The organism is Hansschlegelia sp. KR7-227 (assembly GCF_049446035.1).
GTDB lineage: Bacteria > Pseudomonadota > Alphaproteobacteria > Rhizobiales > Methylopilaceae > Methylopila.
Map to the genome: position 1 here is coordinate 3,144,294 of NZ_JBMSEA010000001.1, position 17,848 is coordinate 3,162,141.

The following is a 17,848-nucleotide window of genomic DNA, read 5'->3' on the forward strand; positions in this document are numbered from 1 at the left end:
GAGGGTCAGGCGGCGGCGATGCGGTCGAGGAAGCTCTCGACGCTCGGCAGGATGCCGCGCACCATGATGTCGACGCCGCGCGCGTTGGGATGGACGCCGTCGCCCTGGTTGAGCGCGCGGTCGCCCGCGACGCCGTCGAGGAAGAACGGGTAGAGCACGAGGCCGCGCTCGGCGGCGAGGTCGCGGTAGATCGATTCGAAGGACTTGCCGTAGTCCGGCCCGAGATTGGGCGCCGCGCGCATGCCGGCGAGCATCGCCGGGATCTTGCGCGCCTCCAGCCGGTCGACGATGCGGGTGAGCGCCTTGCGCGTCGTCCTCGGATCGACGCCGCGCAGCATGTCGTTCGCGCCGAGCGCGACCAGCACCCCGTCGCTGCCGTCGGGCACGGACCAGTCCAGTCGGTCCGCCCCGCCGGAGGCGGTGTCGCCGGACACGCCCGCATTGGCGACCGTGACGTCGCGGCCCTTCGCCTTCAGCGCCGCCTGAAGCTTCGGGACGAAGCCTTCTCCCGGTCCGAGCCCATAGCCCGCGGTGAGGCTGTCGCCGAGCGCGACCAGGCGGACAGGTCCCGCGGCGCGCAGAGGCCGGACCGTCATCACGGTTGCGAGAGACGCGGCGAGGCCGGCAAGCGCCAAGCGCCGGGACGGGTGGCGGTCTGCGTGAGCGTCAATATATGCGGTTGCGCCGCAGCATCCTGCGGCTCTCTCCGGACGTACAGGCTTCATGGCTGCGATCGAACTCCAGGACGTCAATCTCGCGCTCGGGCAGGGTCCCGCCCGTGTCCATATCCTCAAAGGCGTCAGCCTCAGCGTCGAACGCGGAGAGACGGTCGGACTGGTCGGCCCGTCCGGCTCCGGCAAGTCCACGCTGCTGATGACCCTCGCAGGGCTCGAGCGCCCGGACTCCGGCCGGATCAGCGTGCTTGGCGAGGACCTGTCCCGGCTCGACGAAGACGGGCTTGCGCGCTTCCGCGGTCGGAACATAGGCGTCGTGTTCCAGTCCTTCCACCTGATCCCCACGATGACGGCGCTCGAAAACGTCGCGACCCCACTCGAACTCGCCGGCGCGCCCGACGCCGAGGATCGCGCGAAGGCCGAACTGCAGGCGGTCGGCCTCGGCGACCGGCTCGACCATCACCCGGCCCAGCTCTCCGGCGGCGAACAGCAGCGCGTGGCGCTCGCCCGGGCGCTCGTGGTCCGGCCGCAGATCCTCGTCGCCGACGAGCCGACCGGCAATCTCGACGACGCGACGGGGCGCCAGATCGTCGATCTCTTGTTCGCCAAGGGCGCCGAGCGAGGCGCGACTCTCGTGATCGTGACGCATGATCCAAGTCTCGCCGCGCGGTGCAGCCGGACGGTGCGTCTGCGTTCGGGACGGATCGAGAGCGAGACCGAGGCGGCCGCGTGAGGGCCGCGGAGTCGCTCGACCGCCCCGTCGAGGCGCGGCGCCCCCGGCTGGACACGCGGGCGCCGGTCGTCCTGCGCATCGCGGCGCGCGAGCTGCGCGGCGGCGCGAAGGGGTTCGTGGTGTTTCTGCTCTGCCTCGCGCTCGGGGTGGCCGCGATCGCAGGCGTCGGCTCGCTGGCGCGGGGCCTCACCGAAGGCATGGCGCGCGAGGGCCGGTCCATCCTCGGCGGCGACGCCGCCTTCTCGCTGATGCACCGCGAGATTTCGGCGGACGAGCGCGCGATGCTCGCGTCTCACGGTCGCGTGGCGACCGTGGCGACGCTGCGCGCCATGGTGCGCGCGCCTTCCGGCGATTCGACGCTCGTCGAGCTCAAGGCCGTCGACGGTTCGTGGCCGATGGTGGGCGAAGCCGTCACGGAGCCGGCCATGCCGCTCGGCGCGGCGCTCGCCGAGCGCGACGGCGTCTGGGGAGCGGCCGTCGACCCCGCCCTGCTCGCGAAGCTCGGGCTCAAGGTCGGCGACCGGTTCGGGCTCGGCGGCCTGGAGATCGAGGCGCGCACGACGCTCGCCCGGGAGCCCGACCGGCTGTCGGGCGGCATCGGCTTCGGACCGCGGCTGCTGGTCTCGGACGCGGCGCTCAAAGCCTCCGGGCTGATCCAGCCCGGCAGCCTCGTGAAATGGACCTACCCCGTCGCGCTGCCGGACGCCGCGCGCGACGACGGCGCGGTCAGGCGGCTCCTGGCCGATGTGGAGAAGGCCGCGCCGGGCGCGGGCTTCGAGGCGCGTTCGCGCTTCAACGCCGCCCCGCAGCTCGAACGCAACGTCAACCGCTTCACCCAGTTCCTGACGATCGTGGGCCTCGCCGCGCTGGTCGTGGGAGGCGTCGGGGTCGCGAACGCCGTCGCCGCTTTCGTCGAGCGCAAGCGCGACACCATCGCGGTCCTGAAAAGCCTCGGCGCGTCCGGCCGAACGGTGTTCCTTATCCATCTCGCGGAGGTGGCGGCGCTCGGCGCGGTGGGGGTGGCGCTTGGCCTTGTCGTGGGCGCCGCCCTGCCCTTCGCCGCCGTCGCCGCGCTGAAGGAGCTTCTGCCGCTTCCGATCGCGCCGGCGATCTATCCGCGCGAACTCGCGCTCGCCTTCGCCTATGGCGCCCTGACCGCGCTCGCCTTCGCGTTCTGGCCGCTCGGCCGCGCCCACGACGTGCCCGTCGCGGCGCTGTTCCGGGACCAGGTCGCGCCGAGCCGCCAGCTGCCGCGCTGGCCTTATGTCGTCGCCACCGTGCTGTTCGCGGCGGCGCTGGCCGGCCTGTCCGTGATCTCGGCCTACGACACGCGGATCGCGACGATCTTCGTCGGCGCGATCGCCGCCACCTTCGTCGCGCTGCGCGTGGTCGCCTGGGCGATCATGCGGCTCGCCGCCCGCGCCCCGCGGCCGAAGACCATCGAGCTCAAGCTCGCCCTCGCCAACATTCACCGGCCGGGCGCGCTGACGCCCTCGGTGGTGCTGTCGCTCGGACTCGGCCTCGCGCTGCTGGTCGCGCTGACGCTGATCGACTTCTCGATCCGCCGGCAGCTCTCCAACGAGCTGCCGCAGAAGGCCCCCGCCTTCTTCCTCCTCGACATCCCGTCCTCGGAGCGGGACGCCTTCGCGGCCCTCGTTTACGCCAAGGCCCCGGACGCCAAGCTCGAGGCCGTGCCGATGCTGCGCGGCTCGTTCGCGGCGGTGAAGGGCGTCCCGGCTGAAGAGGTCTCGGTCGACCCCGAATACCGCTGGGCGTTGCGCGGCGACCGCGGCGTCACGTTCTCCGACGTCGTGCCGGAGGGATCAAAGGTCATCGAGGGAGCCTGGTGGGAGCCGGGCCACACCGGCGACAACCTCGTCTCCTTCGACAAACGGTTGGCGGAAGCGCTCGGGCTCACGGTCGGCGACGAGGTGACGGTAAACGTGCTCGGGCGGCCGATCGCCGCGAAGGTCGCGAATCTGCGCGAGATCGCCTGGGAGACGCTCGGCATCAACTTCTTCATGGTGTTCTCGCCGAACGCCTTCGCCGGCGCGCCTTACATGAACCTCGCCACCATCGCCTATCCCGGCGGCTCGACCGACGCGCAGGAATACGCGCTGCTGCGCGACCTCACGCAGGCCTTTCCCTCGATGACGGCGATCCGGGTCAAGGACGCGCTGACCTCGATCAACGAGGTCGTCGGCAACCTCGCGCTGGCGATCCGCGCGGCGAGCGGCGTGACGCTCGTCGCGAGCGTGCTGGTGCTCGCCGGGGCGCTCGCCGCCGGCCATCGCAGGCGCGTTTACGAAGCGGTGGTGCTCAAGACGCTGGGCGCGACGCGCAAGCGCCTGCTCGCAGCCTTCGCCGCCGAATATGCGCTGCTTGGACTGGCCGCCGCGGCGTTCGGGCTCGTCGCCGGCTCGCTCGCGGCGTGGGGCGTGACGGAGGAGATCATGCGGATCGACTTCGCCTTCGATCCCCTCGGCGCGGGCCTCGCCGCGCTCGCGGCGCTCGCGCTCACGATTGGCCTCGGCCTCGTCGGAACCTGGCGCGTGCTCGGCGAAACGCCGGCGCGCCATCTGAGGAATCTGTAGGGCGCGGGCGGGTCGGTCGTCCCCGACGGCTCAGCTCTCGCTGAAGCCGTCGCGGGAAGCGACTTGGCGGACAAGGAAGCGCCCGCCCTCCGGGCGCAAGGGGCGCCCCTTCGGTCGTGCCGTCACGCGGGGCGCGCCTGCGCGACGGATCGTCCGTCAGCTGAGATAGCCGAGGAACCAGATGATCAGAATGATCGGCAGGGGAATGCCGATGAGCCACAACAGGCCGCCTTTGAGCATGGGTCGTCTCCTTAGCGTCGGGTGCGACGTCAACTCCCGGGCTTAGGACATCGTTCCGCTCGGCGCGTCGAGCCCGCCTCTCTCCACATTCCATCGGACAAGGAGAAGCGCCGGCGCTCCTGAGGACGTCGGGCGCTCGGCCCGCGATCAGATCTGATCGCGCTGGTCCGTGATCAGCCGCGCGCCGCGCTGGAAGGTCAGGTAGTCCCAGACCCATTTGAACGCCACGGCGATCCTGTTGCGCGTCCCGATCAGGAAGTAGATGTGCGCGAGGCACCAGAACACCCAGGCGATCCAGCCCTCGAGATTGACGTAAGGCAGCTTGACCACCGCGGAGCGCCGCCCGATCGTCGCGACGTCGCCCTGGTGCTTGTACTTGAACGGCGGCGGAGGCACCGCCTCGCGCCGGCGCGAGGCGATGACGTCGGCGACGTAGATGCCCATCTGCTTGGCCGCCGGCGCCACGCCCGGCACCATCGATCCATCGACGTCCGTGACGGCCGCCGTGTCCCCCACCACGAAAACATTCGGGTGGCCGGGCACCGAGAGGTCCTTCGTGACGATCACCCGGCCCGCTCGGTCGCGCGGCGCGTCGATCCAGCGTCCGGCGTCCGACGCGACCACCCCGGCCGCCCAGATCACAGTCGCGGCGTCGAGCCGGCCGCCCTCGATGTCGACGCCCTGGTCGTCGACCTTCGTCACGCGCGTGTCGGTCATCACCTCGACGCCCATGCCTTCGAGCGAGCGCCTGGTGTAGGCCGACAGCGCGTCGGGGAACGCCGGCAGGACGCGCGGTCCCGCCTCGATCAGCAGGACACGCGCGGTGCGCAGGTCGACGCGGCGGAACTCGGACGGCATCACCTGGCGCGCGACCTCGATAATCGCGCCGGCGAGCTCCACGCCCGTGGGCCCCGCGCCGACGATCGCGAAGGTCAGCAGCCGCTCGCGCTCGGCGGGATCGTCGGAGAGCTCGGCGCGCTCGAAGGCCATCAGCAGGCGGCGCCGGATGATCGTGGCGTCCTCGATGCGCTTCAGGCCGGGCGCGGACTTCTCCCAGTCGTCATTGCCGAAATAGGAGTGCGTCGCGCCGGTCGCGAGGATGAGATCGTCGAAGTCGAGCGTCACCGTGTCCGCATGAACCTTGCGCGCCGCCAGGTCGACGCTGCTGACCGTGCCCAGCAGAACCCGCACGTTCTTCTGCTTGCGCAGCACGTGGCGGATCGGCCAGGCGATGTCGGCGGGTGACAGCTCGGCGGTCGCGACCTGATAGAGCAGCGGCTGGAAGCAGTGGTAGTTGTGCCGGTCGAGGACCGTGATCTCGACGTCCGCCTTGGCGAGCTTGGTTGCGGCCGTCAGGCCGGCGAAGCCGCCGCCGACGATGACGACCTTCGGCCGGGAAAGCGCTTCGGCGTCCATCGCTGATCGGTCTCCATGCTTATTGTGCGCTGCGATATAGGCGGGTCGTGGGTCGCGGAACATGAGGCGTTTCGTCTGCGCCGGGCGGCGCTCCGCGCCGAGCAGAGCCAAGAGCGCCGACGACGATGCGTCAAGGCCTCCCATCGAAGGGCGCGTTCGGGGCTCCGCGCATTTGCATTCGCCTGCCGCTTCCCCCATCTCTCGCGGATCGCAGGACGCCGGCGCCGCCGCCGGCGCGCAGCAGGAGACGCTGAATGCTCGCCGGGGACATCGCCTCCGCATCCGCCACGGACGGCCTGATCGTCGAGACCTCGACGCAGACCTTCATGGCCGACGTGGTCCAGGCGTCGACCGCGACGCCCGTTCTGGTGGATTTCTGGGCCCCCTGGTGCGGTCCGTGCCGCCAGCTGACGCCGGTGCTGGAAAAGGTCGTCAAGGCCGCCGGCGGTCGCGTGAAGCTCGCCAAGATGAACATCGACGAGCATCCGCAGATCGCGGGACAGCTCGGCATCCAGTCGATTCCGGCCGTCATCGCCTTCCAGCGCGGCCAGCCGATCGACGGCTTCATGGGCGCGCTGCCCGAGGCGCAGGTCCAGGCCTTCGTCGAGCGCATGATCAAGGGGCCGATCGCCGACGAGGCGGACGACCTGATGGCGCAGGCCGAGGCGGCGCTGGAGGCCGGCGACGCCGCGGGCGCGGCGGAGCTCTACGCCGCCCTGCTCGGCGAGGAGCCGGACTCCGCCCCGGCGCTTGCGGGGCTCGCCAAGGCGCAGATCGCGGCCGGCGACCTGGACGGCGCGCGCGCCACATTGGCGTCGGTGCCGGCGGACAAGGCGTCCGACCCCGCTTTCGCCCCGGTCAAGGCGCAGATCGAGCTCGCCGACCGGGCCGCCCTGGTGGGTGACCTCGCGCCGCTCGAAGCCAAGGTCGCCGCCGATCCGTTGGACCATCAGTCGCGCTTCGACCTCGCCGTCGGCCTCGCCGCGGCCGGGCTGCGGAAGGAGGCGCTCGACCATCTGCTCCACATCGTCGGGAGCGATCGAACCTGGAACGACGACGGCGCCCGCAAGGAGCTGGTCAAGCTGTTCGAGGCTTGGGGGTTCAAGGACGAGAACAGCGTGGCGGGCCGGAAGAAACTCTCGTCCCTCCTGTTCGCCTGACCGGGACGCGTCTCATGGCTTCCAACGTCACCTATCACAGGATCGAGGAGCTGCCGGGGGTCCTCCCGCTGTTCCCTCTGCGCTCCGCGCTTCTGCTGCCGCGCGGAGAGATGCCGCTCAACATCTTCGAGCCGCGCTACCTCCAGCTGATCGACGACGTGATCCAGGGCCGCCGGATCATCGGCCTGATCCAGCCGGAGCCCGACGCGGACGAGGACGACGAGCGACCGGCGCTCGTGCATGTCGGCTGCGCCGGCCGGCTGACCGCGATGGGAGAAACCGGCGACGGGCGCTATCTCGTGACGCTCACCGGCGTCGCCCGCTTCCGGCTGGTGGAGGAGGTGACGGCCGTCACGCCCTACCGGCAGGCGCGCGTCGCCTTCGACGACTTCGCCGCCGATCTGTCGCCCGGCGAGGGCCAGGACAATGTCGACCGCGACGCCTTGTTGAAGACGCTCAAGGATTACCTGTCCGCCAACAATCTCGACGCGGACTGGGACGGCATCCGCCGCGCGCCCAACGAAGCGTTGGTCAACGCGCTCGCGATGATGAGCCCCTTCGGGCCGCGCGAGAAGCAGGCGCTGCTCGAGGCGTCCGATCTGAAATCCCGCGCTGAGATCCTGGTCGCCGTGACCGAGATGGAGCTCGCGCGCGCCCGGGGAGACGCGAGCTCGTCGCTGCAATGACCGACATGACAGACACCGGCCGCGCCGGCGGCGTCGACCCGAAGCTGCTCGAAATCCTGGTCTGCCCGCTGACCAAGGCGACGCTGACCTACGACGCCGAGCGGCAGGAGCTGATCTCAAAGCCCGCCAAGCTTGCCTACCCCATCCGCGACGGCATCCCGATCATGCTGCCGGACGAGGCGCGGCCGCTCGAGGACTGACCGGGTTCGGCGCGCCCGAATCCTTTCGGGAGTAATGAACCAAATACCCCCCTGAATGTTGATCAACGCCCGACCGCCGGCTGTCCGCCGCGCGCATCGATCAGCATTGAGGTGGCCAACAATGTCCTATTCAAGCGACTTGTCGCCCGGAGGCGCGCACGCCCCCGCCGCGACGGTTTCGATCAACAAGATCTCCTGGAGCGCCGTCCTCGCCGGCGTCGTGATCGCGCTGATCGTTCAACTCCTGCTCAGCATGCTGGGCTTCGGCGTCGGCCTCGCGACGGTCGATCCGGCCGGCGACGGCTCTCCGGAAGCCGCGACGCTGTCCATGTCGGCGGGGATCTGGTGGGTGATCGCGGGCGTGATCGCGGCGGCAGCCGGCGGCTATGTCGCCGGACGCGCCAGCGGAGCGACCCAGCTCACGGTGGGCGTGCTGCACGGCCTGACGTCGTGGGCGGCGACCACCCTGATCGTCCTCTATCTGCTGACGACGACGATCGGCGGCCTGGTCGGAGGCGCGTTCAGCGGCGTGACCAGCGCGCTCGGCGGGGCCGGCCAGGCGGCGATGGCGACCGCGCAGTCGGCGGCGCCGGCGCTCTCCAACGTCTCCGACCCCTTCGGGTCGATCGAGAGCAACATCCGCAGCGCTTCGGGCGGGGACGACCCGGCCGCTCTGCGCGACAAGGCGATCTCGGCGACGCGCGCCGCCCTGTCGGCCGATCCCGCCCAGCAGGAGCAGGCGAAGACCCAGGCCGCGGAGGCGCTCGCCAAGGCGCAGAACATCCCGGTCGATCAGGCCCGATCCCAGATCGACGCCTATCAGACGCAGTACCGCCAGACGATGGACCAGGCCAAGCAGAAGGCGACCGACGCCGCCGACGCCGCGGCGACGGCCGGATCGGCCGGCGCGCTGATCGCGTTCTTCGCGCTGGTGCTCGGCGCGGCCGCGGCGGCCTTCGCCGGCCGCATGGGCGTGACGGCGCTCCGCGGCTGGTGACGCGCCGCTTCGCCGCCTGACCTGTCAGGATGACGCTTAAAGCCCGGCTCCGCCGGGCTTTTTGCATGTTCGGCGCTAGAGCCCCGCGGCCGTGGCGACGATCCGGCGCTTCAGACTGGGCGCGCGGTCGATGAGGCCCATACCGACGTCGCGGAGACCGCGCGTCGCCCCATGTGCGAACAGCCGGTACAGCCCGTCGGTCGCCGCGGCGACGCTCGCGACCTCGAGACGGCGCGCGCGCTCATAAAGCGCGAGCGTCGCGGCGGCTCCAAAATCCTCGCCGCCGCGCGCGGCCGCCGCGACGATGCGGGACAGCGCGGCCACGTCCCGCAAGGCGACGTTGAAGCCCTGGCCAGCGAGCGGGTGAACGACATGGGCCGCGTCGCCCGCGAGCGCGACGCGGCGTCCGACGAAGCTCCGCGCCAGTAGGAACCGGAGCGGAAAGGCCCCGCGCGGACCGTCAAGCGTCAGGGCGCCGAAGTCGGGGCCGGCCCGTCGCTCGACCTCGGCGAGGAAGGCGGAATCGTCCGCGGCGATGACGCGCTCCGCTTCGGCGCGCCGCTCGCTCCACACCAGCGAGCAGCGGTTCCCCGAGAGAGGCAGCATGGCGAACGGGCCGCCCGGCAGGAAATGCTGGACCGCGACGCCGCCATGCGGCGCCTCGTGCCCGAGCGTCGCCACGAGCGCGATCTGGTCGTAGGCGAACTGGTGAGCGGCGATCCCCTCACGCGCGCGGGTCGGCGAGCGCGCCCCGTCGGCCGCGACCAGCAGCCGGCACCGTCTTTCGTCGAGGCCGAACGAGAGCGTAAGGCCGCCGGGCGTCGCCTCGTGGCGATCGATCGCGGCGGCGACCAGCTCGACGCCCTCCTCCTCGGCGCGCCTCCGCAGCGCGGCGCGCAGCTCGGAATCGGCGACCATGTGCGCGAAGGGCTCCCCGTCGAGGGCGCGGTCGCCGAGCTCGAGGAAGGTCGGGCGGATCGCGTCGTCGAGACGGCTGTCGGTGATGCGAAGGCCTGCGACCGGCGCCGCATTGTCCGGCCAGGCCCCGACGTCCTGGAGAAGCCGCCGGCCGTCGGCCGCGATCATCGACGCCCGGGCGTCCTGACCGGCCGGCCGCGCCAGCGCAGGGTCGAACAGGGCGATGCGGAGCGAGCGTCCGAGCGCGCGCCTGAGCGCGAGCGCAAGCGCCAGTCCCGTGGGGCCGGCGCCCGCGATCGCGACGTCCAGGACCGCGGGGCTGCTCCGCGTCACGCCGCCGGGCCCCCGGCGGCGGATGTCGGCCGGGCGTCGGTCATCCGCGACCGCATTTCCAGGACGTCACACGCCATTCCGGATGATCCGCGCCCCACTCCGCGACGATCGGCTGAGCCGAGACCACACAGGCCATCGGCGAGCCGGTGAATTCGATGCGCTCCTGCCGACAGGTCGCGGCGTTGGCGACGAGGCAGACGCTGAGGACGATTGTGACCGGCATTCGAGTCTCATCCACGGCGCGGACGCTTATCGTCGGGCCGAGCCTATCGGAGGTTCGCGGCCCGCGCGAGATCGGATCACTTCCGACGGCCCGAACATGAGGGTTGACGACGCGCCGCGACCGGCGACACTCCCGGCCGCTTCAGCAGAGGAGTTCCCGCCCGTCATGTCCGCCATCGACGAACTGCTGAAGATCCTCGATCTCGAGAAGCTCGAGGAGAACCTGTTCCGCGGCCGCAGCCCGCAGACCGGGTGGCAGCGGGTCTTCGGAGGGCAGGTCGTCGGGCAGGCGCTGGTCGCGGCGACCCGGACGGTCGACGGCCGGCCGCCGCATTCGCTGCATGGCTACTTCATGCTGCCGGGCGATCCCTCGGTTCCGATCATCTACGAGGTCGACCGCATCCGCGACGGGCGCAGCTTCGTGACGCGCCGCGTCAACGCCATCCAGCACGGCGCGGCGATCTTCTCGCTCGCCGCCTCCTATCATCTCGACGAACCGGGCTTCGAGCATCAGATGGACATGCCCGAGGTGCCCGGGCCGAACGAGCTGCCGAGCGAGAAAGTGCTGAAGGAGCAGCTGATGCCGACGATGCCGGAGGCGATCCGCGCCTATTTCGAGCGCGAGCGGCCGATCGAGCTGCGCCACGTCGATCCGATGCGCTATGTCGACGGCAAGCCGCGCAAGCCCTTCCAGTCGGTGTGGATCCGCACGACCGGCCCGCTGCCCGAGGATCCGGCGATCCATCAATGCGTGCTGGCCTACGCCTCGGACATGACGCTCCTCGACGCCGCCCTGGTGGCGCACGGCGCGAGCGTGTTCTCCAACGAGATCCAGGCGGCGAGCCTCGACCACGCGATGTGGTTCCACCGGCCGTTCCGCGCGGATCAGTGGCTGCTTTACACGCAGGACAGCCCATTCACCGGCGGCGCCCGAGGGCTGGCGCGCGGGCGGATCTACACCGAGGCCGGCCAACTCGTGGCGACGGTCGCGCAGGAAGGCCTCATCCGCCGCCGCCGCGGCTGAGCGAAGAAGTCCACGGGCGACGTCATTGGTCTTTCCGATTTCGGGTCGCAGGCCCAAACTCTTTCGCGCGCGACGCGACCACCGTCCACATGCTCCGGAGCCCAACGGCAGCGGAAGCCGGCTCGCCGCCAAGATGCAGATCCGAGGCTCCGCTTTGTCGCGATCGACTTAACGGCGCGGACGCCCGCGCATGCGGCGCTCGTCATTTACGAGCGTTGCGCGCCGCGCCACAATCGCAGTCGCTCAGCATGCGGACATGACCGTCGGGCGGAACATCCAGTCGGGGGAAAGAATGCGAGTTGTTTCGGTGATGGGCGCGGCCGTTTGCGCGACCCTTTCGGTCGGGTGTGCCCCGCAGGTGAACGAGACGAACTTCGCGGCAAGCCGTGAAGCGATGATAGGAAGCCCAGCCCTCTATCAAAAGACTATCACGACCTGCGTGGCGAAGCCCGTCAATCCGAAGATGCTAGACGAACTGGGCGCGCTGGCGAACTTGCCAGCGGATCGCGCGAGGGCGGTCATCTGCGAGCGGTTCGTCAAAGCGATGCGTGACGGGAAATTCAGCTATGAGCAGTATGTGCTGTCGTTGAAGGGAACCACGACCCCTGAGATGATCCGCATCGCGCAGGGGCGCTGAAGGCGGCGAACGGAGAGACTGAATCGTCGCTTCCGGCTCGATCCGCGATCATGGGCTTGGCGAGAAGAATGGATGTCCGGATTTGGTCCGGACATTACGGACGCCTCCGAGCCCAGCCGGAACGGCTCGCGCGTGTCTTTCACCAGGAATGCAATCATGTAAGGTGCTGCGTCGCCCATGCCGATGGGCGGGTCGGCGCATGGGGGACGGAATGCGGGTTGTTAAAGTCGCGGGGGCGGCCGCTTGCGTGGGGCTTCTTGCCGGATGCGCGCCGACATTAAACGAAACGACCTTCGCGGCGACGCGAGAAGGGCTCATAGGAAGCCCTGCGCTACGGCAGCAATATGTTGCGACATGCGAGAAGAAGATACGCCAAGATCCCAATAAGCTGCAAGAATCTGCGACGCTGGTGAGCTTGTCTGTGGCCGATGCGCCGGGAGTCATCTGCCAGCGCTTCCTGAAAGCGGCGATAGACGGGAGGTTTAACTATGCGCAGTATCTGGAAGCGAAAAAGGGGAACGCGACTCCTGAAATGGTGCGGATCGCTCAAGGCCGCTAAACCCTGAGGGGCGTCTCCCGAGGCCTTGATGCCGTCTGGCTTGATCGGTGATCGACGGCGTCAGGCCGAGGGCTCTCCTGCCGGAAGGACGATCGAACAGCCTGAACGTCACGGATCGTGGCGCGCTCCCGCCTCCTCTGGAGATTAAGGAACGCATCCCGTCCGGCTGGAGCGGACGACAGAGACGAGGCCCGCCCCACGCGTGGATTGCACGCGAAGTTCCACGACGACGCTTGGCTGCGTCATGCGCGGGCCGACCACGTCCACTCGGCTCGCGCGGCGCGTAGAGGCCCGCCAGCCGATGGCGTGGACGGCTCATGGCCGCCTCCTCTGCCGTCCGGCAATGTGCTTAAGCTGACGAATTGCCCATTTCCTAGGCTGCGCCTCGGACTCACCACATTGAATGATACGTTTTTAGGCGCTATGGCTATTTTATAGCCTGACGCGTGCGGCGGCGGCGGCGGCGGCGGCCCGGGGTTGCACAACAAGCCGACAAATCAGTGCGTTACCCGCCGTTCACGGAGTTGGCACGGCGCTTGATTGCCGCGGCGCGGCGAGACGCGACGGCCGGAGCCGATCCGCGTCCCGGTCATCGTCAACAGTCGACCGCTCCGCATGCGTGCGCGGGCACAGCGGTGGGCCAACGGGGAACGCGACGCATGAAACTCGTGATGGCCATCATCAAGCCGTTCAAGCTGGACGAGGTGCGCGACGCCCTCACAGGCATCGGCGTCCACGGCCTGACCGTCACCGAAGTCAAGGGCTACGGGCGGCAGAAGGGCCACACTGAAATCTACCGCGGCGCGGAATACGCCGTGAGCTTTCTTCCGAAGCTGAAGATCGAGGTCGCGGTCGTGGCCGGCTCCGTCGACAAGGTCGTCGAAGCCATCGCCGCCTCGGCCAAGACCGGCCAGATCGGCGACGGCAAGATCTTCGTCTACTCGATCGATCAGGCGGTGCGCATCCGCACCGGCGAGACCGACAACGACGCGCTCTGACGCGCGGCCGACGCCCCCATTCCTTTTATGAAGTCTTCGGGAGTTCACTCGATGAAACTGAGTTCCGTTCTCCGCTGGGGAGCGCCGGCCCTCGCCGCCGGCCTCCTGATCGCGGGCGCCGCCTACGCGCAGGACGCCGCCGCGCCGGCGGCCGCCGCGGCCGCGCCGACGCCCAATAAGGGCGACACCACCTGGATGCTGGTGTCGACCGTCCTCGTCCTGCTGATGACGATCCCCGGCTTGGCGCTGTTCTACGGCGGCCTGGTGCGCACCAAGAACATGCTTTCGGTGCTGATGCAGGTGATGGCGATCAGCTGCGTCGTCATGATCATCTGGGCGATCTACGGCTACAGCCTGGCGTTCTCCGACGGCGGCGGCCTCAACACCTTCGTCGGCGGCTTCTCGAAGGCGTTCCTGTCGGGCGTCGACGTTACGACGACCGTGGAATCGTTCTCGCGCGGCGTCGTGATCCCCGAGCTCGTGTTCGTCTGCTTCCAGATGACCTTCGCGGCGATCACGCCGGCCCTGATCGTCGGCGCCTTCGCCGAGCGCATCAAGTTCTCGGCCCTGCTGCTGTTCACCGTGCTGTGGGTGACGTTCATCTACTTCCCGATGGCGCACATGGTCTGGTGGTGGCCGGGACCGGAGTTCGCGGCGACCAACCCGGCTGACGCCACGGTCGCCGGCGCCGGCCTGATCTGGAGCTTCGGCGCGATCGACTTCGCCGGCGGCACCGTCGTCCACATCAACGCCGGCATCACCGCTCTGGTCGGCGCCCTGGTGCTCGGCAAGCGCATCGGGTTCGGCAAGGAGCCGATGGCCCCGCACTCGCTCACCCTCACTTTGGTCGGCGCCGGCCTGCTGTGGGTCGGCTGGTTCGGCTTCAACGCCGGCTCCAACCTCGAGGCCAACGGCTACGCCGCCCTCGCCATGATCAACACCTTCCTCGCGACCGCGGCCGCTGCGCTGGCGTGGATGTTCGTGGAGTGGATGGCGAAGGGACACCCGAGCATGCTCGGTCTCGCCTCCGGCGCGATCGCAGGCCTGGTCGCCGTCACGCCCGCCGCCGGCTTCGCCGGACCGATGGGCTCGATCGTGCTCGGCCTGGTGGTCGGCGTGATCTGCTTCATCGCCTGCACGAGCGTGAAGAACGCCCTCGGCTATGACGACTCGCTCGACGTTTTCGGCGTGCACGGCGTCGGCGGCATCGTCGGCGCGATCGCGACCGGCATTCTCGTCAGCCCCGCCCTCGGCGGCGCGGGCGTGGTGGACTACACGCTCGACGGCGGCGCCGGCACCGCAGGCGCCTACGACATGGCCACCCAGGTCATGGCGCAGTGCAAGGGCGTGCTGGTCACGCTGGTGTGGTCGGGCGTCGGCTCCTTCATCCTCTACAAGATCGTGGACGTGCTCATCGGGCTGCGCGTCACCGAGGACAAGGAGCGCGAAGGCCTCGACATCACCGAGCATGGCGAGCGCGCCTACAACAGCTGACGCGAACGCCCGCGCGTCACGACGCGCGGCGGGAACAGAGAGGCCCCGGCGACCCCGGGGCCTCTTTTTTTGTGCGCCGTTCCCCGCCTGAGCGGGTGACAAACATAAGGAGGTAATCGGCTCTTAACCCTCCCGATCCTAGAGTTCCTCAACGATCGGCGGGTTTTCGATCGAACGTTCAACAGGGGTCGGCGTCGCGGATGCAGGGTTCGAGCGGTCAGGCGGGCGTGGCGGCGCGCGTCTCGAAGGCTCTCCGCCGCACGCCGGCCGGGGGTGCCAGATGACCATGCGCGCGCTCAGGACCCGTCCGCGCGGCTTTCAGGCCGACGCCGTGCTGCCGGAAGGCTTGCGCGCGATGATGATCCGCCGCGCGACGGAGCTCGGCGGGCTGTCGCTCGTCGGCGGCGCCGCGCTCGCCGGCGTCGCGCTCGCGACCTGGTCGGTCCAGGATCCGAGCCTCAGCCATGCGACCGACGGCCCGGTCCACAATCTGCTCGGCCCCGTCGGCGCCGTGGTGGCCGACCTGCTGACGCAGGTGTTCGGCCTCGCCGCCGCCGTCTTCGTGCTGCCGATCGGCGTGTGGGGCTGGCGGCTGCTGACGCGCCGCGCGATCGACGGCGAGAAGATCAAGCTCGCCTTCTGGCCGATCGCCGCGATCCTGTTCGCCGGCGTCGCCGGGCTGAACCCCGCCCCGGCGACCTGGCCGCTGCCGACCGGGCTCGGCGGCTGCATCGGCGACCTGTTCGCGGTCGGCGCCGACGCGCTCGGCGTCGGCGGGGCGACCCGCGTCGTGGTCGGCTCCGGCCTCGCGGCGCTCGGCCTCGTGTTCTTCCTGCTCGCCGTGGGCGCGATCGCCCCGAGCGAGCGAGCGGCCCGCGCCGCGGCCCAGCCCCGGCCGCCCAAGGCGCGCCAGCCGGGACAGCCGCAGAAGCTCGAGCCGCGCCTGGCCGCGCCGCCCTCCGGCGCGCGCGAGCCGGCTGCGGACATCGAGGACTATGACGAGGAGGAGGACGACGACCGTCGCCTCATCTCGCTCGGCCTGATCGCGCACTGGGCGCTGTCGGCGAAGGCCCGGATCGCGCGCCGCTTCGCCCGCCGCGCCGCAGGCGTCGACGACGACCGCACGCTGTCGCGCATTCTGGCGCGCGCGAGCCGCGAGCCCGACGCCTTCGACGCCGGCCTCCGCCGCGAACCCGGCTTCGCGCCCGACGGCGACGTCGATCTCGACGGCGCGCCCGTGCTGCGCGCGGGTCGCCGCGACGCCGGCGGCGTGCTCGGCGGCGCGCCGCTGCAGCTGACCCGCCCCGACGACCAGCCGGGCCGCGTCGCCCCGCCCGCCGGCGCGCTGAGGCCGGGCCGACGCGCAACCCGCGAGGCGCAGCCCTCGCTGCTCGACCGCGACTCCTATGAGCTTCCGCCGCTCGCTTTGCTCGCCGAGCCCCGCAAGGGCGCGGCCCCGCAGGTCAGCCAGGAATCGCTTGAGCAGAACGCCCGGCTGCTCGAAGGCGTGCTCGAGGATTACGGCGTCCGCGGCCAGATCCTGAACGTCCGGCCGGGGCCGGTCGTCACCCTCTACGAGCTCGAGCCCGCGCCCGGCATCAAGTCGTCCCGCGTGATCGGCCTCGCCGACGACATCGCCCGCTCGATGAGCGCGGTCGCGGCCCGCGTCGCCGTGATCCCCGGCCGCAACGCGATCGGCATCGAGCTGCCGAACGCGCGCCGCGAGACCGTGTTCCTGCGCGAACTGCTGGCCTCCGCCGACTTCGAGAAGGCGAAGATGCGGCTGCCGCTGTGCCTGGGAAAAACCATCGGCGGCGAGCCGGTCATCGCCGAGCTCGCGCGCATGCCGCATCTGCTGATCGCCGGCACCACCGGCTCCGGCAAGTCGGTCGCGATCAACACCATGATCCTCAGCCTGCTCTACCGGCTCAAGCCCGAAGAGTGCCGGCTGATCATGATCGACCCGAAGATGCTGGAGCTCTCGGTCTATGACGGCATCCCCCATCTGCTGACGCCCGTCGTCACCGACCCCAAAAAGGCGGTCGTGGCGCTCAAATGGGCGGTCCGCGAGATGGAGGACCGCTACAAGAAGATGTCGAAGCTCGGCGTCCGCAACATCGACGGCTTCAACGCCCGCGCCGAACAGGCGCTCGCCAAGGGCGAGGCCATCACCCGCACGGTGCAGACCGGCTTCGACCGCGAGACCGGCGAGGCGATCTACGAGCAGGAGGTGATGGAGATCGGCAAGCTGCCCTACATCGTCGTGATCGTCGACGAGATGGCGGACCTGATGCTCGTCGCCGGCAAGGAGATCGAGGGCGCGATCCAGCGCCTCGCCCAGATGGCGCGCGCCGCCGGCATCCACATCGTGATGGCGACGCAGCGCCCCTCCGTCGACGTCATCACCGGGACGATCAAGGCGAACTTCCCGACCCGGATCTCCTTCCAGGTGACGTCGAAGATCGACAGCCGCACCATTCTGGGCGAGATGGGCGCCGAGCAGCTGCTCGGCCAGGGCGACATGCTGCACATGCAGGGCGGCGGCCGCATCTCCCGCGTCCACGGGCCGTTCTGCTCCGACAATGAGGTCGAGGCGATCGTCGCCCATCTGAAGCGCCAGGGCCAGCCGGACTATCTCGACGCCGTCACCGCCGAGGACGACGAGGACGGGAGCGCCGAGGACGGCGCCGTGTTCGACAAGGGCGGCTTCGGCGACGAGGGCGCCGACGTCTACGACCAGGCGGTCCAGGTCGTGCTGCGCGACAAGAAGTGCTCGACCTCCTACATCCAGCGCCGCCTTCAGATCGGCTACAACCGCGCCGCCTCGCTCGTCGAGCGCATGGAGAAGGAAGGCGTGGTGGGACCGGCGAACCACGCAGGCAAGCGCGAGATCCTGCTGGAGACCCAGGACCACGACGCGGCGTGAGGGGCGGCTGCGACCGTCTGCAAGAGCGTCGGCCCGG

Annotated in this window: 16 protein-coding genes; 12 read left to right on the plus strand and 4 right to left on the minus strand. The window is 70.1% G+C overall.

Translation table 11 applies throughout. The features are described 5' to 3' along the window. Positions 1 to 5: 5 nt before the first annotated feature. Entirely contained in the window at positions 6 to 596 is a 591-nt protein-coding gene (locus ACO2RJ_RS14700) for an arylesterase (RefSeq protein WP_423268742.1), read from the minus strand. A gap of 127 nt (positions 597 to 723) precedes the next feature. Here ACO2RJ_RS14700 and ACO2RJ_RS14705 point away from each other — a divergent pair, with 127 nt between their 5' ends. Together ACO2RJ_RS14705 and ACO2RJ_RS14710 are read left to right on the plus strand one after the other, a co-directional pair. Beyond that, positions 724 to 1,407 carry an ABC transporter ATP-binding protein gene (locus ACO2RJ_RS14705; RefSeq protein ID WP_423268743.1) on the plus strand — a complete coding sequence of 228 codons (684 nt, stop codon included), beginning with the start codon at positions 724 to 726 and terminating at the stop codon, positions 1,405 to 1,407. Continuing rightward, positions 1,404 to 4,001: an ABC transporter permease gene (locus ACO2RJ_RS14710; protein WP_423268744.1), complete on the plus strand. Its 2,598-nt coding sequence runs from the start codon at positions 1,404 to 1,406 to the stop codon at positions 3,999 to 4,001. The genes ACO2RJ_RS14705 and ACO2RJ_RS14710 overlap by 4 nt, the downstream gene beginning before the upstream one ends. Positions 4,002 to 4,388: 387 nt before the next feature. On the opposite strand, the gene ACO2RJ_RS14715 is transcribed toward ACO2RJ_RS14710, so the two are convergent. Then, positions 4,389 to 5,657, minus strand: coding sequence for an NAD(P)/FAD-dependent oxidoreductase (locus tag ACO2RJ_RS14715; RefSeq protein ID WP_423268745.1), 1,269 nt, complete (start codon positions 5,655 to 5,657; stop codon positions 4,389 to 4,391). Positions 5,658 to 5,911: 254 nt separating this feature from the next. Here ACO2RJ_RS14715 and trxA point away from each other — a divergent pair, with 254 nt between their 5' ends. The 4 genes from trxA (at position 5,912) to ACO2RJ_RS14735 (ending at position 8,700) form a co-directional block, all read left to right on the plus strand. Continuing rightward, positions 5,912 to 6,817 carry a thioredoxin gene (gene trxA / locus ACO2RJ_RS14720; protein WP_423268746.1) on the plus strand — a complete coding sequence of 302 codons (906 nt, stop codon included), beginning with the start codon at positions 5,912 to 5,914 and terminating at the stop codon, positions 6,815 to 6,817. Positions 6,818 to 6,831: 14 nt separating this feature from the next. After that, entirely contained in the window at positions 6,832 to 7,503 is a 672-nt protein-coding gene (locus ACO2RJ_RS14725; RefSeq protein ID WP_423268747.1) for an LON peptidase substrate-binding domain-containing protein, read from the plus strand. After that, positions 7,500 to 7,703, plus strand: coding sequence for a Trm112 family protein (locus ACO2RJ_RS14730; protein ID WP_423268748.1), 204 nt, complete (start codon positions 7,500 to 7,502; stop codon positions 7,701 to 7,703). The genes ACO2RJ_RS14725 and ACO2RJ_RS14730 overlap by 4 nt, the downstream gene beginning before the upstream one ends. 121 nt (positions 7,704 to 7,824) lie before the next feature. Then, positions 7,825 to 8,700: a PhnA-like protein gene (locus ACO2RJ_RS14735; protein ID WP_423268749.1), complete on the plus strand. Its 876-nt coding sequence runs from the start codon at positions 7,825 to 7,827 to the stop codon at positions 8,698 to 8,700. A gap of 75 nt (positions 8,701 to 8,775) precedes the next feature. On the opposite strand, the gene ACO2RJ_RS14740 is transcribed toward ACO2RJ_RS14735, so the two are convergent. Then, positions 8,776 to 9,951, minus strand: a complete 1,176-nt coding sequence (locus ACO2RJ_RS14740; RefSeq protein WP_423268750.1) for an FAD-dependent monooxygenase — start codon at positions 9,949 to 9,951, stop codon at positions 8,776 to 8,778. 40 nt (positions 9,952 to 9,991) lie between these two features. After that, complete coding sequence (locus tag ACO2RJ_RS14745; protein WP_423268751.1) at positions 9,992 to 10,174, minus strand: hypothetical protein; 183 nt, start codon at positions 10,172 to 10,174, stop codon at positions 9,992 to 9,994. Between the two features lie 165 nt (positions 10,175 to 10,339). On the opposite strand from ACO2RJ_RS14745, the gene tesB reads away from it, so the two are divergent. From tesB to ACO2RJ_RS14775, 6 genes are all read left to right on the plus strand, one after another. Beyond that, on the plus strand, positions 10,340 to 11,197 hold the full coding sequence (tesB, locus tag ACO2RJ_RS14750) for an acyl-CoA thioesterase II (protein ID WP_423268752.1): 858 nt from the start codon (positions 10,340 to 10,342) through the stop codon (positions 11,195 to 11,197). 190 nt (positions 11,198 to 11,387) lie between these two features. Further along, positions 11,388 to 11,834 (plus strand): hypothetical protein, encoded by a 447-nt coding sequence (locus ACO2RJ_RS14755; RefSeq protein WP_423268753.1) that lies wholly within the window; start codon positions 11,388 to 11,390, stop codon positions 11,832 to 11,834. A gap of 199 nt (positions 11,835 to 12,033) precedes the next feature. Beyond that, positions 12,034 to 12,393: a hypothetical protein gene (locus ACO2RJ_RS14760; RefSeq protein WP_423268754.1), complete on the plus strand. Its 360-nt coding sequence runs from the start codon at positions 12,034 to 12,036 to the stop codon at positions 12,391 to 12,393. A 659-nt stretch (positions 12,394 to 13,052) separates the two neighbouring features. Continuing rightward, positions 13,053 to 13,391: a P-II family nitrogen regulator gene (locus tag ACO2RJ_RS14765; RefSeq protein ID WP_423268755.1), complete on the plus strand. Its 339-nt coding sequence runs from the start codon at positions 13,053 to 13,055 to the stop codon at positions 13,389 to 13,391. 51 nt (positions 13,392 to 13,442) lie between these two features. Then, positions 13,443 to 14,885 carry an ammonium transporter gene (locus ACO2RJ_RS14770; protein ID WP_423268756.1) on the plus strand — a complete coding sequence of 481 codons (1,443 nt, stop codon included), beginning with the start codon at positions 13,443 to 13,445 and terminating at the stop codon, positions 14,883 to 14,885. Between the two features lie 286 nt (positions 14,886 to 15,171). Beyond that, positions 15,172 to 17,811 carry a DNA translocase FtsK gene (locus ACO2RJ_RS14775; protein ID WP_423268993.1) on the plus strand — a complete coding sequence of 880 codons (2,640 nt, stop codon included), beginning with the start codon at positions 15,172 to 15,174 and terminating at the stop codon, positions 17,809 to 17,811. Positions 17,812 to 17,848: the final 37 nt, after the last annotated feature.